This window comes from Mesorhizobium sp., from assembly GCF_004962245.1.
Taxonomy (GTDB): domain Bacteria; phylum Pseudomonadota; class Alphaproteobacteria; order Rhizobiales; family Rhizobiaceae; genus Mesorhizobium.
Genome location: NZ_SUHQ01000008.1, coordinates 158,585 through 183,107, shown reverse-complemented (window position 1 = coordinate 183,107; position 24,523 = coordinate 158,585). Strand labels below are relative to the sequence as shown.

General features: G+C 63.5%; 28 protein-coding genes. 12 read left to right on the top strand and 16 right to left on the bottom strand.

The annotated features are described in order from the left end of the window. Nucleotides 1–209 precede the first annotated feature (209 nt). Nucleotides 210–1,151, top strand: coding sequence for an alpha/beta hydrolase (locus tag E5X88_RS11255; protein ID WP_292161303.1), 942 nt, complete (start codon nt 210–212; stop codon nt 1,149–1,151). A gap of 4 nt (nt 1,152–1,155) precedes the next feature. Here E5X88_RS11255 and E5X88_RS11250 read toward each other — a convergent pair whose 3' ends face one another. The 5 genes from E5X88_RS11250 to E5X88_RS11230 all read right to left on the bottom strand — a co-directional run bounded on the left by E5X88_RS11250 (nt 1,156) and on the right by E5X88_RS11230 (nt 6,109). Next, the gene (locus E5X88_RS11250) at nt 1,156–2,814 is read right to left on the bottom strand and encodes an FAD-binding dehydrogenase (protein ID WP_292161301.1); all 1,659 of its coding nucleotides are present in this window, start codon (nt 2,812–2,814) and stop codon (nt 1,156–1,158) included. Nucleotides 2,815–2,850: 36 nt separating this feature from the next. Continuing rightward, on the bottom strand, nt 2,851–3,837 hold the full coding sequence (locus E5X88_RS11245) for a Gfo/Idh/MocA family oxidoreductase (protein WP_292161300.1): 987 nt from the start codon (nt 3,835–3,837) through the stop codon (nt 2,851–2,853). A gap of 128 nt (nt 3,838–3,965) precedes the next feature. Next, nucleotides 3,966–4,541 carry a YceI family protein gene (locus tag E5X88_RS11240; RefSeq protein ID WP_292161299.1) on the bottom strand — a complete coding sequence of 192 codons (576 nt, stop codon included), beginning with the start codon at nt 4,539–4,541 and terminating at the stop codon, nt 3,966–3,968. 70 nt (nt 4,542–4,611) lie between these two features. Further along, entirely contained in the window at nt 4,612–5,190 is a 579-nt protein-coding gene (locus tag E5X88_RS11235) for a cytochrome b (protein WP_292161298.1), read from the bottom strand. A 28-nt stretch (nt 5,191–5,218) separates the two neighbouring features. Further along, entirely contained in the window at nt 5,219–6,109 is an 891-nt protein-coding gene (locus tag E5X88_RS11230; protein ID WP_292161297.1) for a LysR family transcriptional regulator, read from the bottom strand. Nucleotides 6,110–6,205: 96 nt separating this feature from the next. Here E5X88_RS11230 and E5X88_RS11225 point away from each other — a divergent pair, with 96 nt between their 5' ends. Then, a complete protein-coding gene (locus E5X88_RS11225; protein ID WP_292161296.1) occupies nt 6,206–7,201 on the top strand; it encodes an aldo/keto reductase in 996 nt (331 codons plus the stop codon). Between the two features lie 113 nt (nt 7,202–7,314). On the opposite strand, the gene pheT is transcribed toward E5X88_RS11225, so the two are convergent. From pheT to infC, 7 genes are all read right to left on the bottom strand, one after another. Beyond that, nucleotides 7,315–9,723 (bottom strand): phenylalanine--tRNA ligase subunit beta, encoded by a 2,409-nt coding sequence (gene pheT, locus E5X88_RS11220; RefSeq protein WP_292161295.1) that lies wholly within the window; start codon nt 9,721–9,723, stop codon nt 7,315–7,317. Continuing rightward, nucleotides 9,720–10,157, bottom strand: a complete 438-nt coding sequence (locus tag E5X88_RS11215) for a GFA family protein (protein ID WP_292161294.1) — start codon at nt 10,155–10,157, stop codon at nt 9,720–9,722. Before E5X88_RS11215 ends, pheT begins: the two co-directional genes overlap by 4 nt. After that, complete coding sequence (gene pheS, locus E5X88_RS11210; protein ID WP_292161293.1) at nt 10,154–11,239, bottom strand: phenylalanine--tRNA ligase subunit alpha; 1,086 nt, start codon at nt 11,237–11,239, stop codon at nt 10,154–10,156. The genes E5X88_RS11215 and pheS overlap by 4 nt, the downstream gene beginning before the upstream one ends. 96 nt (nt 11,240–11,335) lie before the next feature. Next, the gene (gene rplT, locus E5X88_RS11205) at nt 11,336–11,737 is read right to left on the bottom strand and encodes a 50S ribosomal protein L20 (RefSeq protein ID WP_006201247.1); all 402 of its coding nucleotides are present in this window, start codon (nt 11,735–11,737) and stop codon (nt 11,336–11,338) included. A gap of 36 nt (nt 11,738–11,773) precedes the next feature. Further along, nucleotides 11,774–11,977 (bottom strand): 50S ribosomal protein L35, encoded by a 204-nt coding sequence (rpmI, locus tag E5X88_RS11200; RefSeq protein WP_006201248.1) that lies wholly within the window; start codon nt 11,975–11,977, stop codon nt 11,774–11,776. Nucleotides 11,978–12,177: 200 nt separating this feature from the next. After that, nucleotides 12,178–12,834, bottom strand: coding sequence for an isoprenylcysteine carboxylmethyltransferase family protein (locus tag E5X88_RS11195; protein ID WP_292161292.1), 657 nt, complete (start codon nt 12,832–12,834; stop codon nt 12,178–12,180). A gap of 180 nt (nt 12,835–13,014) precedes the next feature. Then, on the bottom strand, nt 13,015–13,551 hold the full coding sequence (infC, locus tag E5X88_RS11190) for a translation initiation factor IF-3 (RefSeq protein ID WP_126036976.1): 537 nt from the start codon (nt 13,549–13,551) through the stop codon (nt 13,015–13,017). Between the two features lie 211 nt (nt 13,552–13,762). Between infC and E5X88_RS11185 the strand changes: the two genes are divergently transcribed. Further along, a complete protein-coding gene (locus E5X88_RS11185) occupies nt 13,763–14,539 on the top strand; it encodes an alpha/beta hydrolase (protein WP_292161291.1) in 777 nt (258 codons plus the stop codon). 2 nt (nt 14,540–14,541) lie between these two features. Here the strand turns inward: E5X88_RS11185 and E5X88_RS11180 are convergent, their stop codons facing one another. Then, nucleotides 14,542–15,555 (bottom strand): 1-aminocyclopropane-1-carboxylate deaminase, encoded by a 1,014-nt coding sequence (locus E5X88_RS11180; RefSeq protein ID WP_292161290.1) that lies wholly within the window; start codon nt 15,553–15,555, stop codon nt 14,542–14,544. Nucleotides 15,556–15,726: 171 nt separating this feature from the next. Here E5X88_RS11180 and E5X88_RS11175 point away from each other — a divergent pair, with 171 nt between their 5' ends. The 3 genes from E5X88_RS11175 (at nt 15,727) to E5X88_RS11165 (ending at nt 17,779) form a co-directional block, all read left to right on the top strand. Further along, nucleotides 15,727–16,191 carry an Lrp/AsnC ligand binding domain-containing protein gene (locus E5X88_RS11175; RefSeq protein ID WP_292161289.1) on the top strand — a complete coding sequence of 155 codons (465 nt, stop codon included), beginning with the start codon at nt 15,727–15,729 and terminating at the stop codon, nt 16,189–16,191. Nucleotides 16,192–16,433: 242 nt separating this feature from the next. Beyond that, a complete protein-coding gene (locus E5X88_RS11170; RefSeq protein WP_292161288.1) occupies nt 16,434–16,922 on the top strand; it encodes a DUF2852 domain-containing protein in 489 nt (162 codons plus the stop codon). Between the two features lie 98 nt (nt 16,923–17,020). Next, the gene (locus tag E5X88_RS11165) at nt 17,021–17,779 is read left to right on the top strand and encodes a M48 family metallopeptidase (protein ID WP_292161287.1); all 759 of its coding nucleotides are present in this window, start codon (nt 17,021–17,023) and stop codon (nt 17,777–17,779) included. Between the two features lie 9 nt (nt 17,780–17,788). Here E5X88_RS11165 and E5X88_RS11160 read toward each other — a convergent pair whose 3' ends face one another. Beyond that, entirely contained in the window at nt 17,789–18,007 is a 219-nt protein-coding gene (locus E5X88_RS11160) for a hypothetical protein (RefSeq protein WP_292161286.1), read from the bottom strand. Between the two features lie 111 nt (nt 18,008–18,118). Between E5X88_RS11160 and E5X88_RS11155 the strand changes: the two genes are divergently transcribed. The 6 genes from E5X88_RS11155 to E5X88_RS11130 all read left to right on the top strand — a co-directional run bounded on the left by E5X88_RS11155 (nt 18,119) and on the right by E5X88_RS11130 (nt 23,720). Next, nucleotides 18,119–18,778, top strand: a complete 660-nt coding sequence (locus E5X88_RS11155; RefSeq protein WP_292161284.1) for a phosphoribosylanthranilate isomerase — start codon at nt 18,119–18,121, stop codon at nt 18,776–18,778. Between the two features lie 30 nt (nt 18,779–18,808). Next, the gene (gene trpB, locus E5X88_RS11150; protein ID WP_292161283.1) at nt 18,809–20,059 is read left to right on the top strand and encodes a tryptophan synthase subunit beta; all 1,251 of its coding nucleotides are present in this window, start codon (nt 18,809–18,811) and stop codon (nt 20,057–20,059) included. Between the two features lie 2 nt (nt 20,060–20,061). Then, the gene (gene trpA, locus E5X88_RS11145) at nt 20,062–20,901 is read left to right on the top strand and encodes a tryptophan synthase subunit alpha (protein ID WP_292161282.1); all 840 of its coding nucleotides are present in this window, start codon (nt 20,062–20,064) and stop codon (nt 20,899–20,901) included. Nucleotides 20,902–20,948: 47 nt separating this feature from the next. Continuing rightward, nucleotides 20,949–21,875, top strand: coding sequence for an acetyl-CoA carboxylase, carboxyltransferase subunit beta (gene accD, locus E5X88_RS11140; RefSeq protein WP_292161281.1), 927 nt, complete (start codon nt 20,949–20,951; stop codon nt 21,873–21,875). 62 nt (nt 21,876–21,937) lie between these two features. Then, nucleotides 21,938–23,263, top strand: a complete 1,326-nt coding sequence (locus E5X88_RS11135; protein WP_292161280.1) for a folylpolyglutamate synthase/dihydrofolate synthase family protein — start codon at nt 21,938–21,940, stop codon at nt 23,261–23,263. Nucleotides 23,264–23,300: 37 nt separating this feature from the next. Continuing rightward, complete coding sequence (locus E5X88_RS11130) at nt 23,301–23,720, top strand: VOC family protein (RefSeq protein WP_292161279.1); 420 nt, start codon at nt 23,301–23,303, stop codon at nt 23,718–23,720. 24 nt (nt 23,721–23,744) lie between these two features. Here the strand turns inward: E5X88_RS11130 and E5X88_RS11125 are convergent, their stop codons facing one another. Together E5X88_RS11125 and trxA are read right to left on the bottom strand one after the other, a co-directional pair. Continuing rightward, complete coding sequence (locus tag E5X88_RS11125; protein WP_126036949.1) at nt 23,745–24,026, bottom strand: cupin domain-containing protein; 282 nt, start codon at nt 24,024–24,026, stop codon at nt 23,745–23,747. A 127-nt stretch (nt 24,027–24,153) separates the two neighbouring features. Then, nucleotides 24,154–24,477, bottom strand: a complete 324-nt coding sequence (gene trxA / locus E5X88_RS11120; protein ID WP_292161278.1) for a thioredoxin — start codon at nt 24,475–24,477, stop codon at nt 24,154–24,156. Nucleotides 24,478–24,523 lie beyond the last annotated feature (46 nt).

Sequence of the window (24,523 nt, the reverse complement as noted above, 5' to 3'; positions counted from 1 at the left end):
ATGACGGCGTTCCGTCCCACCCCCCTCTGTCCTGCCGGCCATCTCCCCCGCAAGGGGGGAGATCGACCGTCGCCATTGCTTTCGCAAATTGTCAACGCTGGAGGAAGGGCGGCTTCGCCGAAGCTGCCAAGCTCCCCCCTTGCGGGGGAGATGGCCGGCAGGCCAGAGGGGGGTGTCCAGGCTCGACCTTGGAAGCCAGCCCAGCTCCCATGACCGACTACAAAACCCTCCTCGACGCCGAAACATGGGCCTTCATCGAGCGGACCAATTCCTACTATCCGCCGGACACGATCGACTACACGATCGATCAGCAGCGCGACATCTACGACCGGCTGTGCCGCGAGTTCTTTGCCGGCTATCCGGACAACGTCACGGCGGAAACCACCGCCATTGCCACGCCGTCTCATCCCATTCCGATCCGCATCTATCGCACGCCGGCGCCGGAAGCAGCGGCGATGGTGCTTTATTTCCATGGCGGCGGTTTTATCCTCGGTGGGCTCGATAGCCATGACGACGTCTGTGCCGAGTTTTGCAGCCGCACCGGCTATGAGGTGGTTTCGGTCGACTACCGGCTGGCGCCGGAACATCTTCATCCGGCTGCATTCGACGATGCCATCAGCGCCTTCGAATGGGCGGCGACGACTTACAAGCGCCCGATCCTGCTCTGCGGCGACAGTGCCGGCGGCAATCTTGCCGCTGCCGTCAGCCATGCGACACGCGGCCATGCGCGAAGGCCGTTCGGCCAGGTTCTGATCTATCCCGGCCTTGGCGGCGACCGCTCGCAAGGGTCTTACGTGACCCATGCCGAGGCGCCGATGCTGACGGTGCGCGACCTCGATTTCTACGGCAGTATCAGGACAGGCGGCGAGGACCGCACCGGCGATCTTACCCTATCGCCGCTGGCCGACGCCGATTTTGCCAATCTGCCACCGACCGTGCTGATCACCGCCCAATGCGACCCGCTGTCGTCTGACGGCGAGGCCTATCGCGACCGCGTCGTCGCGGCGGGTGGCCACGCCTTCTGGTTCGAAGAGCCGGGGCTGGTGCATGGCTATCTCAGGGCCAGGCACACAGTCGGCCGCGCTCGATCGAGCTTCACCCGGATCGTCGACGCGGTGTCGGTTCTGGGACGAGGCGAATGGATCTGGTGAAGCCCTACCCCACCCCACGTGCGGCCGCGCGGCCGGCGCTGCGGCCGGAGAAGATGCAGCCGCCGAGGAACGTGCCTTCCAGTGCCGCGTAACCGTGCATGCCGCCGCCGCCGAAACCGGCGGCTTCGCCGACGGCGTACAGCCCTTCGATCGGCTGGCCCTCGGCGTCCAGCACACGGCTTTCGAGATCAGTCTGCAAGCCGCCCAGCGTCTTGCGGGTCAGGATGTTTAGCCTGACCGCGATCAGCGGGCCATTGGCGGGGTCGAGCATCTTGTGCGGCTTAGCCGTGCGGATCAGCCGGTCGCCGAGATAAGCCCGCGCCCCGCGCAAGGCAGTGATCTGCATGTCCTTGGAGAACGGATTGTCGAGCTGCCGGTCGCGGGCACGGATTTCGCGCTCGACCTGCGCCAGCTCAAGCAGCGGCTCGCCGCCGACCAGCGCGTTCATGCGGGCGACCAGCGCCGGCAGCTCAGCCTCGACGATGAAATCCTCGCCCTTCTCCATGAACGCCTTCACCGGACCGGGAACGCCTGATGTGGCGCGGCCGAGCACCTGGCGCCAGCTTTTTCCGGTGAGGTCGGGGTTCTGTTCGGAGCCCGACAGCGCGAACTCCTTCTGGATGATTTTTTGGGTCAGGATGAACCAGGAATAGTCGAAGCCGGTGCGCATGATGTGGCTGAGCGTGCCCAGCGTGTCGAAGCCGGGATAGAGCGGCACCGGCAGGCGCTTGCCGCGCGCGTCGAGCCACAGCGACGACGGGCCGGGCAGGATGCGGATGGCATGGTCGGTCCAGATCGGCGCCCAGTTCCTGATGCCCTCGACATAGTGCCACATGCGGTCGCGATTGATGATGCTGCCGCCGGCCTGTTCGGTGATCGCCAGCATGCGGCCGTCGACATGATCGGGAACGCCGGTGATCATGCGCCTGGGCGGCGCTCCCAGCCGCTGCGGCCAGTTCTTGCGGACAAGCTCGGGATTGGCGCCGATGCCGCCGGAGGCGACGACGACCGCCTGCGCTTTGAGCTCGAAATCGCCGGCCACGTCGCGCGAACTCTTGCGGCCGCGCTCGACATCGCTCGGCTGGAGCATGTCGCCGCGCACGCCGTTTACGACAGTGCCCGTCCGGGTCAGTTCGTTGACGCGGTGGCGGAACTTGAAGCGGATCAATCCGCGCTTCTCGGCCTCGCGCACGCGCTGGACGAACGGGTCGAGGACGCCGGGGCCGGTGCCCCAGGTGACGTGGAAGCGCGGCACCGAATTGCCGTGACCGATGGCGTTGCCGCCGCCGCGCTCGGCCCAGCCGACCACCGGAAAGAACTTCATGCCACGCTGCATGAGCCAAGAGCGCTTCTCGCCGGCGGCGAAGCCGACATAGGCTTCGGCCCAGCGGCGCGGCCAGAGATCCTCCGGTCGGTCGAAGGCGGCGGTGCCCAGCCAGTCCTCGAGCGCCAGATCATGCGAATCGCGGATGCGCATGCGCCGCTGTTCGGGCGAATCGACGAGGAAGATGCCGCCGAGCGACCAGAACGCCTGGCCGCCGAGCGACTGTTCCGGCTCCTGATCGACGATGATGGTCTTCTTGCCGGCCTCTGCCAGTTCCGCCGCGGCGACGAGGCCGGCAAGGCCGGCGCCGACAATGATCACATCCGCATCGTCAGCCATTTCTCCCCCGGCTCTCCTCCCCGGCTTGACGAACTGTCAGACTATCTCCCAGCCTTCCTTCTCGCCGGCGCGGAAGATGGCGTCGATGACCTTCTGGTTGAGCACCGATTCCTCCAGCGTGAAGACGCGGTCCTTGCCGCCCTGTGCCGCCCGCGCGAAGGCCTCGACCTCCAGCCGGTATTGCTGCAGGCCGGGGAAGCGGAACACTTGCGCCTCGCTGTGGTTCTGGTTGTGCAGCTCGATGCGATGATGATCGTAGATCCCGGCATTGAACGGCGAAAGCACCTCGATGAAGCCCTTCTCGCCGTGGAACACCATCACCTGCCGCGCCGCCATCTGCGTCGACAGGTAGAACGACAGTTCGAAGTCGCCGAAATCGGCGCGGATCGAGGAGTAGATGTCGGTGCCGAATGTCTTGTCGCGCTCGATCGTCGCCTGGACGCGCAGCGGCTCCTTGCCCGTCGAAAAGCGCGTCGACACGGTCGGGTAGACGCCGATGTCGGGCAGCGCGCCGCCACCGAGGTCGAGCTGGTTGCGCATGTTGGTGGGATCGACATTGTAGTAGGAAAACGCGCCCTGCACATGGCGCAGCCGGCCGATGGCGCCATTGGCGATCAGCTCGCGCACCTTGATCCATTGCGGGTGGTAGACGACCATGAAGGCTTCGCAGACCAGCACTTTCTTGGCGTCGCGCAGCTCGATCAGCGGCGGAATGTCCTTGGCATCGAGCGCCAAGGGCTTTTCGACCAGAACATGCTTGCCGGCTTGAATCGCCTTCGCGGTCCATTCGACATGCTGCGCGGTCGGCAGCGGGATGTAGACGCCGTCGACGTCCTTGGAGGCGAGCAGCTCGTCATAGGAGCCGAAGGCATGGGGGGCGCCGAAACGGTCGGCCAAAGCACGGGCTTTCGACATGTCGCGGCTGGCGATCGCCGACAGAACGCCGTTCTCCGCCTCGACCATTGCGGGCAAAAGATGCTCGCGGCCGATCTTGGCCGTCGACAAAACACCCCATCGGAACATCAGGCTTCTCCCTTTCGGTTTGCAGGCGATGAGGTTTGCCTGAAATCGGCGGAAAAGCCAATGCGGAAGCATGGCGGTGAATAGTACGGCTCTCCCCTCCGCAGCTTGGTTTCCCCGCCTGCAACCACTCAGCGGCGCTTGCCTGTCAGCGTCATGTCGAAGTTGACGACGTTCGAATAGATCGGCGTGCCGACGTCCATGCCGTAGCGCGACCGCAGCACCTTGCCGGTGACATGGAATCTTATCGTGCCAGACTTGAGGCCGCCGAGCTCGGCCGTGAATTTCTCCGGGAAGGTCTTGCCACGCGCCGTCAGCCGGCCGGTGACGAGGGCTGTGGTGTCGCCGGTGCGTTTGACGCTGGTCGAGCGGAACTGGATTTCCGGGCTATTGGCGGCGTCGAATACCGCGTCGGAGCGAAGGAAGGCGTCGACGCGGCCCTGGCCGGTGCCAACGCTTTCGGGAAAGATGGTGAAATTGACCTGTGAGCGCCCGACATCGCTGTTGTCGATGCGGATGCTGCCCTTGAAGCGGGCGAAGGCGCCATTGAGCCCGCCGCCGCCGGCCTTGCCGATGGAGAAGCGGATGCTCGAACTGGCCGGGCTGATCGTGTAGCTGCCGGCGGCATCACCGAGGGCGACTGCCGCGAAAACAGGCACGGCAAGGCAAGCGGCCACCGCCGCAATTCCGAAGATGCGCGCGTACATGGGAGTATTCCTTTTTTGGAGGCAACGCATTTTTTGCGTCCTCGCCCCATCAACGAATGAACCGTCCGCTCTATTCCGCGTCTTGATCTGACAAAGGCGTGATCATGCGCGTCAGCACCGCGTCCTTCAGCCAGAAATGATGGCGCAGCGCCGCGGCGAAATGCAAGGCGACAAGCCCGATGCCGGCATAGGCAAGATACCAGTGCGCTGCTGCCCAGAAGCTCTCCGCCGCGTCCGATTCAGCCAGCGGCAGGTCCGGCATGACGAACAGGTTGAAGGGCACGCTCGGGATCTCCAGCATCGAAACCGAGACCAGCGCCCAGCCGGACAGCGGCAAAGCGAGCTGAAGCGCATAAAGCGCAAAATGCACAAGCGGCGCCGCGCGGCGCTCTAGAGGCCCGACCGAACGCGGCAGGGACGGCGCCGCGCTGCCGAGACGCCAGGCAATGCGCAGGATCACCAGACCAAGCAGCAGAAAGCCGAAGGATTTGTGCAGCTGGATCAGCTCAAAGGCGGTGCGCTGGCTGGACACCCGCATCATGACGAAGCCGAGCACGAACTGGCCGACGAAGATCGCGGCGATCAGCCAGTGAAGAACGATCGCCGCCCAGCCGTAGCGGGTCGTGCTGTTTGTGATCGATGCCGGCATTGTCGGTGAACGCTGGTGAGCCCGGCTTTCATCCGCGTACCTTGAAAAAATCGACAAAGGCCCTGAGCGCCGGCCGCATCTGGCGGCGGCTCGGATAATAGACGAAGAAACCGTCGAAGGGCGGGCACCAGTCCTCCAGCACGCGAATGAGCTTGCCGGCGGCCAGCGCCTCGCGAACATAGTCCTCGAACAGGAAGGCAAGACCGGCGCCGTCGACCGCCGCATTGGCTATCAGATGGTCCTCGTCGAGGATCAGCGGCCCTTGCACCGGCAGTTCGATCTCCTCGCCGTCCTTCTCGAATTCCCAGCTGTAGAGAATGCCGCTGGAGAAACGGAAGCGCAGGCAACGGTGATCGACGAGATCGTGCGGATGGCGCGGTCTGGGCATGGTCGCGAAATAGGATGGCGCGCCGACGACGGCGCCGCGAAGGTCCGGCCCGATGCGCACGGCGATCATGTCGCGCTGCAGGCTCTCGCCGAGCCGCACGCCAGCGTCGAAGCCGCCTTCGACCACATCGGTGAAGCGGTCTTCGATGACGATCTCCAGCACGATGTCCGGATAGGCCGATGCAAAGGCACCGAGCCGCGGCGTCAGCGCCAGGTGGGCTGCGGTGCGCGGCACGGTCAGCCTGAGATTGCCGGCCGGCCGGTCGCGTGCCTCGACCGCCGATTCCAGGGCGAGGTCGATCTCCGACAGCGCCGGCCTCAGCCGCTCGAGCAACTGTGCGCCCTCCTCGGTCGGAGCGACGCTGCGGGTGCTGCGCGCCAGGAGACGAACGCCGAGATGCGCCTCCAGGCTGGAAACCGCGTGGCTGACCGCCGAGGGCGCGATGGCGAGTTCCCTGGCCGCGCCGCGAAAGCTGCCGCATTGGGCGACGGTTGCCAGCACCGCGAGCTGGGAAAGATGGGTTCGCTTCATTGATCTATCTTTTAGAACAGCCCGTGCGAATGAGAGCCGATTATCGAACTCGGGACAAGACGCTATTTCCGTCGCATCACAACAAGGAGACGCGTGATGCAAACCCGCAAGCTTGGAAATGAACTTGACGTCTATCCGGTCGGCCTCGGCTGCATGGGGATGAGCTTCGTCTATGGCGGTCAGGCGGAGGCCGACGCGATCGCCACGCTGCGCCGCGCCGTCGAGATCGGCGTCAATTTCTTCGACACCGCCGAGGTCTATGGCCCCTACGAGAACGAGATCCTGCTCGGCAAGGCGTTGAAGCCGGTGCGCGATCATGTGACGATCGCGACAAAATTCGGCTTCAAGATTCTAGAGGAAGGCAACGGCGTCGAGCGGATGGCCGGCGTCGACAGCCGCCCCGAACACGTCAAGGCGGTCGCCGAAGCGTCATTGAAGCGGCTGGGCGTCGAGGTGATCGATCTCTACTACCAGCACCGCGTTGATCCCAACGTGCCGATCGAAGACACGGTCGGCGCCATGGCCGAGCTGGTGCGCGAGGGCAAGGTGCGCACGCTCGGCCTGTCGGAGGCGAGCGCGGCGACCATCCGCCGGGCGCATGCCGTGCATCCGATATCAGCCGTGCAGAGCGAATATTCGCTGTGGAGCCGCGACCCGGAAGAAGAGGTGTTCGCCGTCTGCCGCGAACTCGGCATCGGCTTCGTCCCCTACAGCCCGCTCGGCCGCGGCCTGCTCACCGGCACGATCAACAAGCCGGAAGCTCTCGGCGCGGGCGACTGGCGCCACACCCTGCCGCGCTTCCAGGCCGACGCCATGGCCGCCAATGCGGCTGTTGTCGCCACGCTGGAAACAATGGCGGCGCAGAAGGGCGTGACGCCGGCGCAACTGGCGCTCGCCTGGGTGCTGCATCAGGGCGATTTCATCGTACCGATCCCCGGCGCCCGCAAGATCCGCCATCTGGAGCAGAACGCAGCCGCGGCACAGATCGTGCTGAGCGAGGCGGAGGTAGCGGCCATAGGCGACGCCCTGTCGCCGGAAAAGGTCACCGGCAAGCGCTACACCGAAGCGGCGCTGGCGCTGGTCAACGGGTGAAGATTGCCGAACGGATGGATCGAAAAGGGGCGCTCCGGCGCCCCTTTTCGAACGTCGCGCGGTGCAGAATTGCGAGACGTCGCGGGACAGCGCCCCCTCTGTCCCTGCACCGCTCACGCTCTGAGCACGCCGCCCGTCTGCTTGTGCACATTCTCGACGATGCGCTTGGCCAGCGCCTCGAAATCCTCGTCGGTCAGCGTCTTTTCGACCGGCTGGATCGACACTTCGATGGCGACCGATTTCTTGGCCGCGCCGAGCGATGCCCCTTCGAAAACGTCGAAGACCGAAACGCCGGTGATCAGCTTCTTGTCTGCGGCAAGGGCGGCGCGGGTCAGCGTGCCGGCCTCGACCGCCTTGTCGACGACGAAGGCGAAATCGCGCTTGACCGCCTGGAAGGCGGACAGTTCCAGTCTCGGCTTTGTCCGCGTCGGCTTGGCCTTCGGCTCGGGTACGGCATCGACGAAGACCTCGAAGCCGCAGAGCGGTCCGGAAACATCCAGCTCCTCCAGCGTCTTCGGATGGAATTCACCGAACGTGGCCAACACGACCTTCGGCCCGAGCTTGATCGTGCCGGAGCGGCCTGGATGATACCAGGCCGGGCCGCCGGCCTCGATCTGCAGCCGCTCGACCGGCGCGCCGCAGGCTTCAAGTGCTGCGATCGCGTCGGCCTTGGCGTCGAACACGCCGACAGCACCGGCATTGCCGGCCCAATGACGGCCGGAGCCTTCGAGCTTGGCGGTGCCGCGCCGCACGCCGGCGGCGACGCGCCGCTGCTGGTCGGCCGCATCGCCTTCATAGGTGCCCGACACTTCGAACAGCGCGACATCGCCGATGCCCCTGTCGGCATTGCGCTGGGCGGCGGCGATCAGCCCCGGCAGCAGCGACGGCCGCATGTCGGACATGTCGGCGGCGATCGGATTGGCGAGCTTCAGCGCGGTCTGGCCGCCGCCGAACAGTTCGGCATGTTTTGCCGGAATGAACGACCAGGTGACGGCCTCCATCATGCCACGCACCGCCAGCGCCCGCTTGGTCGCGCGGGTGCGGATCTGCAGCACGGTCAGGATCTTGGCGTTGACCGCGTCATGGGCGCCGAGCGGCTGCGGGGCGATGTTGTCGACGCCATGGATCCGCATGACCTCCTCGACCAGATCGGCCTTGCCGTCGATATCCGGGCGCCAGGACGGGACCGCCACATTGACGACCTCGCCTGAGCCTTCCGACTTGAACCCAAGGCGGGCGAGAATGTCGAGGCTTGTCGAGCTCGGTACCTCGATGCCGGTCAGCCGCTTCACTTCCGACAGCGGGAAGGACACGATCTCAGGCGTGTGGCCGGCATAGCCGACGACCTCGGTTTCCGCCGGCGTCCCACCGCAGAAATCCAGCACCAGTCTGGTCGCCAGCTCCACGCCGGGAACCATGAATTCGGGATCGACGCCGCGCTCGAAGCGGTAGCGCGCATCGCTGATGATGCCGAGGGTGCGGCCGGTACGGGCCGTGGTGATCGGATCCCAAAGTGCCGATTCGATCAGCACGTCGGTGGTGTTCTCGTCGCAGCCAGAATGCTCGCCGCCCATGATGCCGGCGATGGATTCGACGCCGTCCTGGTCTGCTATCACGCACATCTCGGGCGTCAGCGTGTATTCGCGGCCGTCGAGCGCCAGCACCTTTTCACTGTCGCGCGCGCGGCGCACGGTAAGGTTGCCGGCGACCTTCCTGGCGTCGAACACATGCAAAGGCCGGCCGCGGTCGAAAGTGACGTAGTTGGTGATGTCGACCAGCGCGCTGATCGGCCTCAGACCAATGGCGATCAGCCTTTGCTGCAGCCATTTCGGCGACGGGCCGTTCTTGACGCCGCGCACCAGGCGCAGCGCAAAGCCCGGGCAGAGCTCCGGCGCCTCGATCGTCACCTTGACCGGCGTCTCTCCCTTGCCAGGGATTGCCTCGACCGGCGCAGCCTTCAGCGTGCCGAGCCCGCTCGCCGCCAGATCGCGGGCGATGCCGTACACGCTGGTCGCATCCGGCCGGTTCGGCGTCAAATTGATCTCGATCAGCGGGTCGTCGAGATGGGCATAGGCGGCGAAGCTGGTGCCGACCGGCGCATCGGCGGGCAGATCGATGATGCCGCTATGCTCGTCCGAAAGCTCCAGTTCGCGCTCGGAGCACATCATGCCGTGACTTTCGACGCCGCGGATCTTGCCGACCGTCAGCGTCACGTCGATGCCGGGAATATAGGTGCCGGGCGCGGCGAAGGCGCCGACCAGGCCGGCGCGCGCATTGGGCGCACCGCACACGACCTGCACAGGGGCCTTGCCGTCGCCGGTGTCGACGGTCAGCACACGCAGCCGGTCGGCGTCGGGATGCTGGACCGCCGTCAACACCTTGGCGATGACGAAGGGTTTCAGGCTCGATCTGTCGTCGACATGCTCGACTTCGAGGCCGATGGAGGTCAGCCGCTCGACGATCTCCGCCAGCGAGGCATCAGTCTCGAGGTGGTCCTTGAGCCAGGAGAGGGTGAGTTTCATGACTGTGTTCCGTCTGGTCTTTGCTCGTCAGGTCTGGGCACGCTGGTCTTCAAATGGCGCGGCAGGTCGTCCGGCATGTGCAGGAAGGGAAGCTGCTCGCGCACATGGGCGTGGTGGGTCGGCTTGAAATAGGCCGGCATGTCCATGGCGCCGAGCATGAAATAGATGCGATCGTCCAGCCGCTCGTCGACATAGGCGATCGGCGAGCCGCAGATGCCGCAAAACGAACGCGTCACCGGCCCGTTCTCGAACATCTTCAGCGCCTTGCCGGTGAAGGCGACCTGTTCGGTCAGGAAGCCGACAAAGGCCGACACCGGCGCGCCGCTGGCCCGCCGGCAATCGCCGCAATGGCAATAGCTGACATGGTGCGGCTCGGCCGAAGCCTCGAACCGCACGGCGCCGCAGCGGCAGCCGCCGGTGTGGACCGCCGTCACGTGCTCAGCCCCCCGAACAGCGTCGGCATGTCGAGCGGCCTAAAACCGTAATGCGACAGCCAGCGCACATCGGCGTCGAAAAAGGCGCGCAGATCCGGCATGCCGTATTTCAGCATGGCGATGCGATCGATGCCCATGCCCCAGGCAAAGCCCTGATACTCGTCGGGATCGAGCCCGCCATATCTCAGCACATTGGGGTGCACCATGCCGCAGCCGAGGATCTCCATCCAGTCGGAGCCTTCGCCGAAGCGCACCTCGCCCGGCCGCGAACGGTCGCACTGGATGTCGACCTCCATGCTGGGTTCGGTGAACGGGAAGAAGGACGGCCGGAAGCGCATCTTGACCTGTGGCACCTCGAAGAAGGCCTTGCAGAACTCCTCCAGCACCCATTTCATGTTGGCGACATTGGCTGTCCTGTCGATCACCAGCCCCTCGACCTGATGGAACATCGGCGAGTGGGTGGCATCGGAATCCTGCCGGTAGGTCTTGCCGGGAATGACGATCCGGATCGGCGGCTTCTGCGCCTCCATGGTGCGGATCTGCACCGGCGACGTGTGGGTGCGCAAAAGCCTGCGTTCGCCCTTCTCGTCCGGCTGGAAGAAGAAGGTGTCGTGCATCTCGCGCGCCGGATGGCCTTCCGGGAAATTCAGCGCGGTGAAATTGTAGTGGTCGGTCTCGATATCCGGACCTTCGGCGATGGCAAAGCCGAGATCGCCGAAGATCGCGGCGATCTCGTCGCTGACCTGGCTGATCGGATGGATGCGGCCGCGCTCGGCCGGTGATTGCCGCACCGGCAGCGTGACGTCGACCTTTTCCGCCGCGAGGCGCGCGGTGATCGCCACGTCCCTCAGCTCGGCGCGGCGCGCGGAAAGCGCGTCGGTGATGCGGTTCTTGAGGCCGTTGATCGCCGGGCCTTTTACCTGACGCTCCTCGGCCGACATCGAGCCGAGCGTCTTCAGCATTTCGGAGACCGAGCCCTTCTTGCCGAGCGCCGAAACACGCACGGCTTCGATCGCCTGCTCGTCGGCGGCCGACGCAATGTCGGTCATCAGGGAGTTTTCGAGGGTTTCCATGTCACTCATGTTCCAGACTCGATTGGAAGCAAAGAAAAACCCGCGCCAGCCCTGCCAGCGCGGGTTTCCCAAATCAAGTGTCGAAGTTGCTTGGGAAGGCGCTGGTTAGGCTACAGCGCTTTCAAAAGCGTTCGGCGTGGTGTTCTTCAGGTATTCGAGCGCGACCTTGGCCTTGGCCACAAGTGCGGCGAACGCCTGCGGCTCATGGATGGCCATGTCCGACAGGATCTTGCGGTCGATCTCGATGCCGGCCTTGTTGAGACCGTCGATGAAGCGGCCATAGGTCAGGCCATGCTCGTGGGTCGCTGCATTGATGCGCTGAATCCACAGCGCGCGGAACGAGCGCTTGCGGTTCTTGCGGTCGCGATAGGCATACTGCAGCGACTTTTCCACCGCCTGCTTGGCGATGCGGATGGTGTTCTTGCGGCGGCCGTAGAAGCCCTTGGCGGCTTTCAGGACCTTCTTGTGCTTGGCGTGCGAGGTGACGCCTCTCTTTACGCGTGCCATGTCATGATCTCCTTAAACGTGTCCGGACCGAATGCCTTAGAGGCCGTTCGGCAGAAAATTCTTGATGACCTTCTTGCCATCCGGTTCAGCCAGAACCATCGTGCCGCGGGCATTTCGAATGAACTTGTTGGAACGCTTGATCATGCCGTGACGCTTGCCGGCCGCAGCCGACAGGACTTTACCGGTACCTGTGATCTTGAACCGCTTCTTGGCGGCCGACTTGGTCTTCATCTTGGGCATTTTGCTACTCCGTTTCTTTGAGGTCTCCGTCGTGCCTTCGGCACTCCACGCCTCTTGATTTTGTTCGCTTCAGGCCGACCAAAGCCCGAAAAGCAAATGAAACCGCCACGGCATGCCCTGCCGGGCGGTTTTTGGGAACGGCGGTCCTATACGTCAAAGCGAGCCGGCGCGCAACACCCAGTGCACGCAACACCCAGCGCTTATGGGAAACGGAACAGCACCGGCAATATGCCCGATTCCTGCGCGCCGTCGATCAACTCGAAAGCCGGCAAGGCAATGAGGAACACCAGCCCGTCCAGCAGGGTGGTCCGCAGCAGGCGTGGCTTGAAGCTGCCGGTGTCGCCTTCCTGATACAGCGAAAGCTTCGGGAAGAAGCGCGGCACCCGCGCCATATAGGCTTTGTATGGAGCGCCGAGCGCTTCCTTCAGGAATTTCTCTTCGCGCAGGATGACGATATGGAACGCCGCGGCACAAAGCACGGCGAAGCCGACCATCGCGGTGATCGAGCCGATCTGCGCGCCGACGCCGGCGGCGGCCATCGAGGAGAAGACATAGAGCGGATTGCGGGTGATCGAATAGGGTCCGCCGGTCACCACCTCGGAGGATTTGCGCCCGCCGATATAGAGCGTCGACCACAAGCGCCCGACAATGCCGAGAAAGATCAGCAGGACGCCGACCATCTCGATCGTTTCATGCAGCACGGTGTCGGGAGGAAAAGAAGACTGGCCAAACAGCAGCGCCGCGAACAGGACAACCACGAGCGCGGCAAGAACCATCCTGCGCGCGTGCTGGTAGCTGCCCAGCGCATGCCTGGCCCGCCCTTGTTCGGCCTGCGCCGATTTAACTTCATTGAGCATGTCGGGAATCCGATTGTCGAGGAACCTTTGCCGGCGATCGCGGCGTCTGACCCAAGAAAACAGGCGCCCCGCCGATCACCGGGACGCCCTTGCAACAGGATTCAGGCGGATTTAATGCATGTCGCCCAAAAGCTTGGCCTCGGGCTCGACCCGAAAGTGCACAGCAGCAAGCGCAACGCTTTAGCGGGGCGCCAGCACCATCATCATCTGACGGCCTTCGAGCTTCGGTTCGGCTTCGACCTTGGCGATGGGCGCCACTTCCTCGCGAACCTTGTTCAGAAGCTGCATGCCGAGTTCCATATGCGCCATCTCGCGGCCGCGAAAGCGCAATGTCAGCTTGACCTTGTCGCCTTCCTCGAAAAACCGCCGGACCGCTTTCATCTTGGTCTCGTAGTCATGGCTGTCGATGTTCGGGCGCATCTTGATCTCCTTGATCTCGATGACCTTCTGGTTCTTGCGCGCCTCGGCCGCCTTCTTCTGGTTGGCGTATTTCAGCTTGCCGAGATCGAGGATTTTTACGACGGGCGGCACCGCGTTGGGCGATATCTCGACCAGATCGAGCCCAGCCTCTTCGGCGAGCAGCAATGCGTCGTTGATGGAGACATCGCCGTGGTTCTGGCCTTCGGCGTCGATGAGTTGGACCCGGGCAACCCGGATATCACGATTGGAGCGCGGGCCCTCCTTGGTGGGCGCCGTTGCTTTGAAAGGTCTGCGAATGGTCGTGGTCTCCTTGAGCCGTTTCGTTCAGGGATTTCAATTCAGATTGCGAACGCGCCAATGTGGTGAGCGCGCGGCCGGAGTCAATAGCACAGCGTTCACAGGAAATCACCCTGTTCCCTGACTACAGCCTTGTGCCAAACGAAGAAAGTTGCCGACCACTTTTCGTCGAACCGCCAGTTGTGTCACAAGACCTGCGTGAGGAGTAGCCATGACCGAACCGGTTTTTCTCGACGTTGACGGAACCAGCATCGCTGTCAGGCGCGCCGTGGGTGCAGCACCCGGCATTGTCTGGCTCGGCGGCTACAAGTCGGACATGCTTGGCACCAAGGCGGAAACGCTGTCGGACTGGGCGAGCGGGCAAGGCCGCGCCTTCCTGCGCCACGACTATTCCGGCCATGGCGAATCGGGTGGCGCCTTTGCCGATGGCACCATCTCGAAATGGCTTTCGCAAAGCCTCGCGGTCTTCCGCCATTTCACGCAAGGCAGGCAAATCCTGGTCGGTTCGTCGATGGGCGCATGGATCGCGCTGCGCATGGTCCAGGAACTGCGCCAAGAATTGCACAAGGCAGGCGAGAACCGCATCGCCGGCCTGGTGCTTCTGGCGCCGGCGCCGGATTTCACCGCCGAGCTGGTCGAGCCGGCGCTGACCAAAGCGCAGAAGCGCGACCTTGCCGAAAAGGGTTTTTTCGAGGAGCCGTCGGACTATTCGGCCGAGCCTTACCTCTACACCCGCGCGCTGATCGAGGACGGCCGCAACAACCTGACAATGACCGGGCCGATCGACACCCATTGCCCCGTCCACATATTGCAGGGGCTGGCCGATGCCGACGTGCCGCCGAGCCACGCGCTGAAACTGGTCAGCCTGCTGCCGGCCGACGACGTCACGCTGTCGCTGATCCCCGACGGCGACCACCGCCTGTCGCGGCCGCAGGATCTCGACATGCTGGTGCGGGCGGTCGACGCCATGGCGCGGCAGGCGGGGTAGATTCAGCCGTTGCGGAATGTGTAGGCATATCCGTTGAGGGCTGGAGCACCGCCGAGGTGGGCGTAGAGCACCTTCGATCCCTTGGGGAAATAACCCTTCTTCACGAGATCGATCATGCCCTGCATGGATTTTCCCTCATAGACCGGATCCGTGATCATGCCTTCAAGGCGCGCGCAGAGACGGATCGCCTCCTTCGTCTCCTGCGAGGGGACGCCGTAGACCGGGTAGGCATAATCCTCGATCAGAACGACATCGTCCTCATCGAGCTCCTTACCGAGTTCGACCAGCGTCGCGGTGTTCTGCGCGATCTTGAGCACTTGCGCCCTGGTCTGCGCCGGGGTGCCAGATGCGTCGATGCCGATCACCTTGCGCTCGCGGCCGTCCTTGGCGAAGCCGACCAGCATGCCAGCGTGAGTCGAGCCGGTGACGGTACAAACGACGATGTAGTCGAAGGCAAAGCCGAGCTCCTTCTCCTGCGCGCGCACCTCCTCGGCGAAGCCGACATAGCCCAGGCCGCCATACTTATGCACCGAAGCCCCAGCCGGAATCGGATAGGGCTTGCCACCCTTGGCCTTCACATCCGCGATCGCCTGTTCCCAGCTTTCCCTGATACCGATATCGAAGCCCTCATCGACCATCTGGACATCCGCGCCCATGATCCGGCTCAAAAGGATGTTGCCGACGCGATCGTAGACGGCGTCCTCATGGGGTACCCAGCTTTCCTGCACGAGGCGGCATTTCATGCCGATCTTCGCCGCGACGGCCGCCACCATGCGCGTATGGTTGGATTGAACGCCGCCGATCGACACCAGCGTGTCGGCGTTTGAGGCGATCGCGTCCGGGACGATGTATTCGAGCTTGCGCAGTTTGTTGCCGCCGAAGGCGAGGCCGGAATTGCAATCCTCCCGCTTGACATAGAGATCGACCTTCCCGCCGAGATGAGCGCCGAGCCGCTCCAGTTTCTCGATATGGGTCGGTCCGAAGGTGAGCGGATAGCGTTCGAATTTCTCGAGCATGAGAATGCCCTCCCTTGTTCCAATTCACTGCGGTGTGATGCGATAAAGGCTATCACCTTTGCCTTGAAAGGTGCTCTCAAAGATCGAGCCTAAAATATCCAAGATATCGCCCAATGGCGTTGAAATGTTATATTGCTTCGATCTATGCTTCAAATATCGGAAGAATCTTCCATGCACGCACATCTCGACCGGATCGATCTGAAAATGTTGCGCTTGCTTCAGGGCAATGGGCGACTGACCAATGCAGAGCTGGCGCAGTCGGTCGCTGTCAGCCCGGCGACATGCCACCGTCGCACGCAACGCTTGTTCGATGAAGGCTATATCAGCCATGTCAGGGCGGTGGTGACACCGCAGAAGGTCGACAGAGGCGCGCTGGTGATGGTTGGCGTCGTCCTCGACCGCTCGACCCCGGAGAGTTTCGCGGACTTCGAAAAGGCCGTCGCCAAACTGAAATTCATCCTCGACTGCCATCTGGTGGCAGGCGACTTCGATTATTTTCTGAAGATCAGGGTTGGTGACATGGCGGATTTCAACCGAATTCATGGGGACCAGTTGATCGCACTGCCCGGCGTTCGCCAGACGAGAACGTTCTTCGTGATGAAAGAGGTCGTCGATAACGCACCTCTGGATTTTTGAAATGGGCATCCGAAGCATCAGCCATTGCACCGGCGCCGGGTATTCGCTGCAGAACCGTCGGCGGCAACGCCACCTTGCCTGCCGGCCTGGTCGTGCTTTTCCTCGAAACCCTCAAAAAGCGATAATCATTTCAGCCGCTTGTCCGGTTTTGGCCGACATTGTCTTGAATCGCCGTTTTTCCCTTCCCATTTCGATTCCACGCAGCCGAGATTGGCTGTCTCCAACTGAAGGATTGGGAGAAAATGAACACATCTGCATTGATCCGTCCGGCCTGGACGCCGGCGACCATCGCACTGATGGTGATCGGCTTCATGGTGTTCTGGCCGCTCGGCCTCGCCATGCTCGCCTACATCATCTGGGGCGACCGGCTTGACGGCTTCAAGCGCGACGTCAACCGCGCGACCGACGGCATCTTCGCTGGCTGCCGCCGCGGTTCCGACAAGGCGGCTCGCTGGGGCCACGGCTCCGCCCGCACCGGCAATGTCGCTTTCGACGACTGGCGCGAAAAGGAACTCGAGCGGCTCAATGAAGAGCGCCGCAAGCTCGACGAGATGCTGAGCGAGTTCGACGAATATGCCAGGGAGTTGCGCCGCGCCAAGGACCAGGAAGAGTTCGACCGCTTCATGGCGAACCGCAACAAGTCGACCTCGCCCACAACCGGCGGATCGACCGGCTCGACGGCGACCGGCAAACGCAGCGGCAAATCCACGCCAGGCCTGTTGGACGAGTAAAAGCCTTGCCCCGATAAATAATCAAAAACGGCGTCGCGTCAGCGGCGCCGTTTCTTTTTTGTTCTATTCGTTTTCCTCGAATCGCGTATCGTCCCGCCATGTCATTCGGCTTCTTCCGCAACCTGACCAAACCCAGGCCCGCCCCAGTCGTGGAGCGAGAGCATTGTGTCGCCGGTCGCACGCTGCCGCTCAAGATCGTCGAGAGCGACCGGGCGCGCCGCCTGACGCTGCGCATCGATTCCGGCGGCCGCGGCTTGCGCATCACCGTGCCGCCGGGCTTGCGCCGGGGAGAGGTGGAAAAATTCCTGGACCGCCATCAGGACTGGCTGGAGCAGCGACTGGCCAAGGTGCCGAACCGGCCGCAGGTGCGGCCCGGCATCAAGATACCGGTGCGCGGCGTGCCGCATCGCATCGTTCACGAACCTTCCAAACGCGGCACCGTCACGCTGTCGCGCGACGAGCGCGGCCCGCTGATGATCGTGCATGGCGATCGCGTGCATCTGCCGCGCCGCATCGCCGATTTCCTCAAGCGCGAAGCCAAGCGCGAGATCGAGGCGCTGGTGATCAAGCACGCCGGGGCGGTTGGCAAGCGCGCCAAGGCGATCCGCTTCAAGGACACGTCGAGCCGCTGGGGATCGTGCACCTCCGACGGCAATCTGTCCTTCTCCTGGCGCATCATGATGGCGCCGGCACCTGTCATAAACTACCTCGTCGCGCATGAGGTGGCGCATCTCAAGGAGATGAACCACGGCCCGAAATTCTGGAAATTGTGCGAGCAGCTCTGCCCCGACACCGAGCGCTGCAAGGACTGGCTCAAGCGCAATGGCGGCGCGCTGCAGGCGATCATGTTCGAGTAGGACGGCCGCTCAATCGTCATTGGCAGCGTTGAGCTCCTCCGGCCGCAAGCCTTCATCGGCATGGCGCGGCCATGGTAAGAAGTTCTCCTCGAAGGCGTCGCTGTCGAAATAGTCGAGCGCGCGCTGCGCCTCGGCGCCGTTGAAGGCGGCCTTGTCCATCAGATGAACGATGACCTCGCGGGCCTGCGCGATCTTTTGCCTGAGTTGGGCGACGGTTTCGTCTGCCATGCTTGTTTGCTCCCGCCTGTACTATCTGAAGTAAGGTAGCGCGTTCCGCGTTGGCGGCAAACAGGATGCTTTTTCTCGACTCTTTTGCCGTTTCGTGCCAATCCCCGCGTCATGGCGCTCGACATCAAGATATGCGGATTGAAGACCGACAAGGCATTGGCTGCGGCATTGGCCGGCGGCGCCAGCCATGTCGGCTTCATTTTTTTCGCCAAAAGCCCGCGCTATGTCGAGCCGGCGCAAGCCCGCCGCTTGCGTGAAGCGGCAATTGGCAAGGCCAAGGCGGTCGCCGTGACGGTCGATGCCGGCGATGCCTTCCTGGACGAGATCGTCGAAAAAATGCAGCCCGACATGCTGCAGCTGCATGGTTCGGAAACGCCGGAGCGGGTGGCCGAGGTCAAGGCCCGCCATGGCCTGCCGGTGATGAAGGCGCTGGCCGTCAGCGCGGCTGCCGATCTGGAGCGGATAAAACCCTTCGTCGGCATTGCCGACCGTTTCCTGTTCGACGCCAAGCCGCCGAAGGGTTCGGAACTGCCGGGCGGCAACGGCATTGCCTTCGACTGGCGCGTTCTGGCCGGCCTTGACGCAGGCGTCGATTACATGCTTTCCGGTGGGCTCAACGCCGCCAACATCGGCGATGCCCTTCGGCTTGCCAACCCGCCCGGAATAGACATCTCCTCGGGCGTGGAAAGCGCGCCGGGCGTCAAGGACCCGGCGCTGATCGAACAGTTTTTCCGGGCCGTCAGGGCAGCACGCGACAACCGCGCCGCCTGACCGCTCCAACTACAAGCCAGGAGATCGGCGATGGACAAGCCGGCGATACCCAATTCCTTCCGCACCGGACCCGACGAACAGGGCATGTTCGGCATCTTTGGCGGCCGCTTCGTCGCCGAGACGCTGATGCCGCTGATCCTCGACCTCGAACGGCACTGGAACGAGGTCAAGGACGACCCGGATTTCAAGGCCGAGCTGACGGACCTCTCGACCCACTATGCCGGCCGGCCGTCGAAGCTTTACTTTGCCGAAGGCCTGACCAGGCATCTTCGTGAGGTTTCCTCGGCGAAAGGCCTCGGCGGTGGCGCGAAAGTCTATTTCAAGCGCGAGGATCTGAACCACACCGGCTCGCACAAGATCAACAACTGCCTCGGCCAGATCCTGCTGGCCAAGCGCATGGGCAAGAAGCGCATCATCGCCGAGACCGGTGCCGGCCAGCATGGTGTCGCTTCCGCCACGGTGGCCGCGCGTTTCGGCTTTCCCTGTGTCGTCTACATGGGCGCCACCGACGTCGCCCGGCAAAGCCCCAATGTCTTCCGCATGAAGCTGCTCGGCGCCGAGGTGCGGCCGGTGACCGCCGGCCACGGCACGCTGAAGGACGCCATGAACGAGGCGCTGCGCGACTGGGTGACCAATGTCGAGGACACCTATTATTTGATCGGCACCGCCGCCGGCCCGCATCCCTATCCGGAGCTGGTGCGCGACTTCCAGTCGGTGATCGGCACCGAGGCGCGCGCCCAGATTCTCGAACAGGAAGGCCGGCTGCCGGACACCATCATCGCTTGTGTCGGCGGCGGTTCCAACGCCATCGGCCTGTTCCATCCCTTCCTCGACGACAAGGACGTTCGCATCATCGGCATCGAGGCCGGCGGCCGCGGTCTCGACGGCATCGAGCATTGCGCCTCGATGAACGCCGGCGCGCCCGGCGTGCTGCATGGCAACCGCACCTATCTGCTGCAGGATGCCGACGGGCAGATCATGGACGGGCACTCGATCTCAGCCGGCCTCGATTATCCGGGCGTCGGGCCGGAGCACTCCTGGCTGCGCGACTCGGGCCGCGTCGAATACGTGCCTGTTCTCGACGACGAGGCGCTGGAGGCATTCAAGCTGACGACCCGCGTCGAAGGCATCATTCCGGCGCTCGAATCCGCCCATGCCATCGCGCATGCGGTTAAGATCGTGCCCGCCATGGACAAGGACCAGATCGTCATCGTCAACCTGTCCGGCCGCGGCGACAAGGACGTGCATACGGTGGCCAATATGCTGGGCATGGAGATCTGATCATGACCACCCGCATCGACCGCCGCATGGCCAAGCTGAAGGCCGAAGGGCGCCCGGCGCTCGTCACCTATTTCATGGGCGGCGACCCGGACTACGACACCTCCCTGTCGATCATGAAGGCACTGCCCGGCGCCGGCAGCGACATCATCGAGCTTGGCATGCCGTTTTCCGATCCGATGGCCGACGGCCCTGCGATCCAGGCGGCCGGCCTGCGCGCGCTGAAAGGCGGCCAGACGCTGGTCAAGACGCTGAGGATGGCGTCGGAATTCCGCGCCGGCGACAATGAGACGCCAATCGTTTTGATGGGCTACTACAACCCGATCTACATCTACGGTGTCGACCGCTTCCTGAGGGATGCGCTGGCCAGCGGCATCGACGGGCTGATCGTCGTCGATCTGCCGCCGGAAATGGATGAGGAGCTTTGCATCCCGGCGCTGAAGGCCGGCATCAATTTCATCCGGCTGGCGACGCCGACCACCGACGACAAGCGCCTGCCCAAGGTGCTGCAGAACACGTCGGGCTTCGTCTACTACGTGTCGATGACCGGCATCACCGGGTCGGCGCTGGCCGACACCGGCAAGGTGGCGGCGGCGGTCGGGCGCATCAAGAGCCATACCGACCTGCCGGTCTGTGTCGGCTTCGGCGTCAAGACCGCCGAGCAGGCCCGGGTGATCGGCGCCAATGCCGACGGCGTCGTCGTCGGCACTGCGATCGTCAATGCGGTCGCCAATGTTCTGGGGCCGAAGGGCGAAAAGACCGCCGACCCGGCCGAGGCGGTCGCCACATTGGTCAGCGGGCTTTCGCAAGGCGTGCGCGCGGCTCGCCTTGCTGCCGCCGAATAGTCTTCCTACGTCTTTCCTACCTCTTCGTCAGGACAGGAGCCGAAGCGATGAACTGGATCACCAACTACGTTCGCCCGAAGATCAATTCGATGCTCGGCCGGCGCACCGACATGCCTGAGAATCTCTGGATCAAGGATCCCGAGACCGGCGAGATGGTCTTCCACAAGGATCTGGAGCAGAACCAGTTCGTCATCCCGTCTTCGGGCCATCACATGAAGATCTCGGCCAAGGAGCGGCTGAAATTCTTCTTCGACGACGGCAAATACGAGACGCTCGAAAACCCCAGGGTCGTGCAGGATCCACTGAAGTTCCGTGACGAGAAGCGCTACACCGACAGGCTGAAGGACGCCAAGGCCAAGACCGGGCTGGAGGACGCGATCATCAATGCGCTGGGCACCGTCGAAGGCTTACCGGTGGTGGTGACCGTGCAGGACTTCGCCTTCATGGGTGGTTCGCTCGGCATGGCCGCCGGCGACGCCATCGTTCGTGGCTTCGAGGTCGCTCTGCAGCGCAAACGGCCGCTGGTCCTGTTCGCGGCCTCCGGCGGCGCCCGCATGCAGGAAGGCATCCTGTCGCTCATGCAATTGCCGAGAACCACGGTGGGCGTCGATCGGCTGAAGGAGGCCGGCCTCCCCTATATCGTCGTTCTGACCAACCCGACCACCGGCGGCGTCACCGCCTCCTATGCCATGCTGGGCGACGTGCACATCGCTGAACCCGGCGCGCTGATCGGCTTTGCCGGGCCGCGCGTCATCGAGCAGACCATCAGGGAAAAACTGCCCGACGGCTTCCAGCGCTCCGAATATCTGATGGAGCACGGCATGGTCGATATGGTGGTCTCGCGACTGGAGATGCGCCAGACGATCGCGCGGCTCCTGAAAATGCTGCTCAAGCTGCCGGAAGAGCAAAAACCGCTGGAGCCGGAAATCCTGCCTCCGGTGGCGATCCCGGCGGAGGCGCGCCCGCAAGCCTGAAGCGACATCCTTCGCCGCGAACCGCGATTGCGCGTCGTCCGCGACGCGCCTAGGATTCTCCCATGACCACGCTTGCCGCCGACCGCGAAATCGAAAGCCTGATGTCGCTTCATCCGAAGGGCTTCGACCTTTCGCTCGACCGCATTTCGCGGCTGCTGGAGCGGCTGGGCAATCCGCAGGACCATCTGCCACCGGTCATCCACATCGCCGGCACCAACGGCAAGGGTTCCTGCGCCGCCTTCTCGCAGGCGCTGCTCGAAGCGGCCGGCCACCGCGTCCATGTCCACACATCACCACATCTGGTGAACTGGCATGAGCGCTACCGGCTGGCCGCCGACGGCGGCGGCAGGCTGGTTGAGGACAAGGTTTTCGCCGATGCCATCGCCCGCGTCGCCAAGGCCAATGAAGGCGAGACGATCACCGTCTTCGAAATCCTGACCGCCGTCACCTTCCTCTTGTTTTCCGAACATCCGGCGGATGCCGTCATCATCGAGGTCGGCCTCGGCGGCCGCTTCGACGCCACCAATGTCGTCACCGAGCCGGCGGTGTCGGTGATCATGCCGGTCTCGCTCGACCACGAAGCCTATCTCGGCGACCGTGTCGAACTGATCGCCGCTGAAAAGGCCGGCATCATCAAGCGCGGTTGCCCGGTGGTCATCGGCGCGCAGGAAAGTGAAACGGCGCTGCAGGTGCTCATCGAAACCGCCGAGCGGCTCGACTGTCCCGCTTTCGTTTATGGCCAGGATTTCCTCGCCTTCGAGGAAAACGGCCGGATGGTCTATCAGGACGAAGACGGTTTGATGGACCTGCCGCCGCCGCGCCTGCCGGGGCGCCACCAGTTTTCCAACGCGGCAGCGGCAATCGCGGCGGTCAAGGCGGCGGGCTTCGAGATCAACCACCGCGCCGCCGAGAAGGCGATGGCCAATGCCGCCTGGCCGGCGCGGATGCAGAAATTGCCGCAAGGCAGGCTGACGGAACTGGCGCCGAAGGGCGCCGAAATCTGGCTCGACGGCGGCCACAATCCAGGCGCCGGCATGGTCGTCGCCGAGGCGCTGGCCGAGCGGGAGGAAAAGAACCCGCGGCCGCTGTTCCTGATTTCCGGCATGATCAACACCAAGGACCAGACCGGCTATTTCCGCGCCTTCAAGGGTCTGGTCCGGCATGTCTACACGGTGCCGGTGAGCCTCAGCGAAGCCAGCGTGCCGAATGACGAACTGGCGATCCGCGCCATCGAGGCCGGGCTGTCGGCCGAACCAGTGAGCTCCGTCGCCAATGCGCTGATGCTGCTGCGCGACGGCTGGGACGGACCGCCGCCGCGCATCCTGATCAGCGGCTCGTTGTACCTGGCCGGCGCGGTGTTGGCCGAGAACGGTACGCCGCCGACCTGAACATCCGATTTGTCGCGACCAGCGCAAGGAGCCATTCATGATCGAGGTAAAGCAGCTTGCTCATGTCTGCATCTTCGCGCATGATCTGGAGGCGACGCGGAGTTTCTACCGAGACGTGCTCGGCCTGGACACTCAGTTCAATTTCCTGCGCGACGGCAAGATCTTCGGCTTCTACCTCAATTGCGGCGGCCGCAGCCATGTCGAGGTGTTCGAGAAAGACGGCACGAGCCACAGCGAGCTCAACCAGATCAACCACTTCTGCCTTGAAGTGAAAGATATCGACGCGGCGATCGCCCATATCAGGTCGAAGGGCATCGATGTCACGGCCAAGAAGCATGCCTGCGATGACACGTACCAAGCCTGGATCCGCGACCCCAACGGCGTGAAGATCGAGCTGTTCGAGTATACCGCAAAAAGCGCCCAATTCACCGGCGGCGATCGCATCGCCGACTGGTGATCTCGGGCGCCGTCCCTTGGTGAATTACTTCAGTTCGATCTCGATGAAGGCGTATTCACCCTCATTGGCGCTGATGACATCGTGCTCGACGCCTTCCTTGCGGAAATAGGGCGCCCCCTTCTTCATCTCGGCAAAGGATTCGCCGTCCTTGGTCAGCAGCTTGACCTTGCCGTCCATGAGCGGCACGACGACGTAGTCGTGGCCATGACGGTGCCAGCCTGTGTTGTCGCCCGGCGCGAAGCGGTATTCGGTGACGATGACGCGATCATTGTCGATGAAGACGGTGGCTTTGGCGGATCCTGTCATGGAGCTCTCCTGTTTGCCGAGCAGAGGATATGACGCGCATCAGCGCGAGTGCCAGAACGCTCCAGCGATAACGCCAACAAAAAGCCCGGCGCGATAGCTGGGCTTGTCTGCAGGATTTCGTGCCGGATCAGGCGAGGTTGCCGTTGATCCAGTGCGACAGCGCCGTCTTGGGTGCCGCGCCAACCTTCATGTCGGCCATTTCGCCGCCCTTGAAGATCATCAGCGTCGGAATCGAGCGCACGCCGAACTGCGCGGCAAGCTCGGGATTCTCGTCGATGTTGAGCTTGGCGATCTTCACCTTGCCGCCGAGTTCGGTGGCGATGTCTTCCAGCGCCGGCGCGATCATCTTGCACGGGCCGCACCATTCCGCCCAGAAATCGACCACGACCGGCTCCTTGGCGTCGAGCACGTCAGCCTGGAAATTGCTCTTGTCGACCTTAACGGTGGCCATGCTGAAATCCTTTCGAGGGTTGTTTTCGCACCAAATGTGGTGGTTA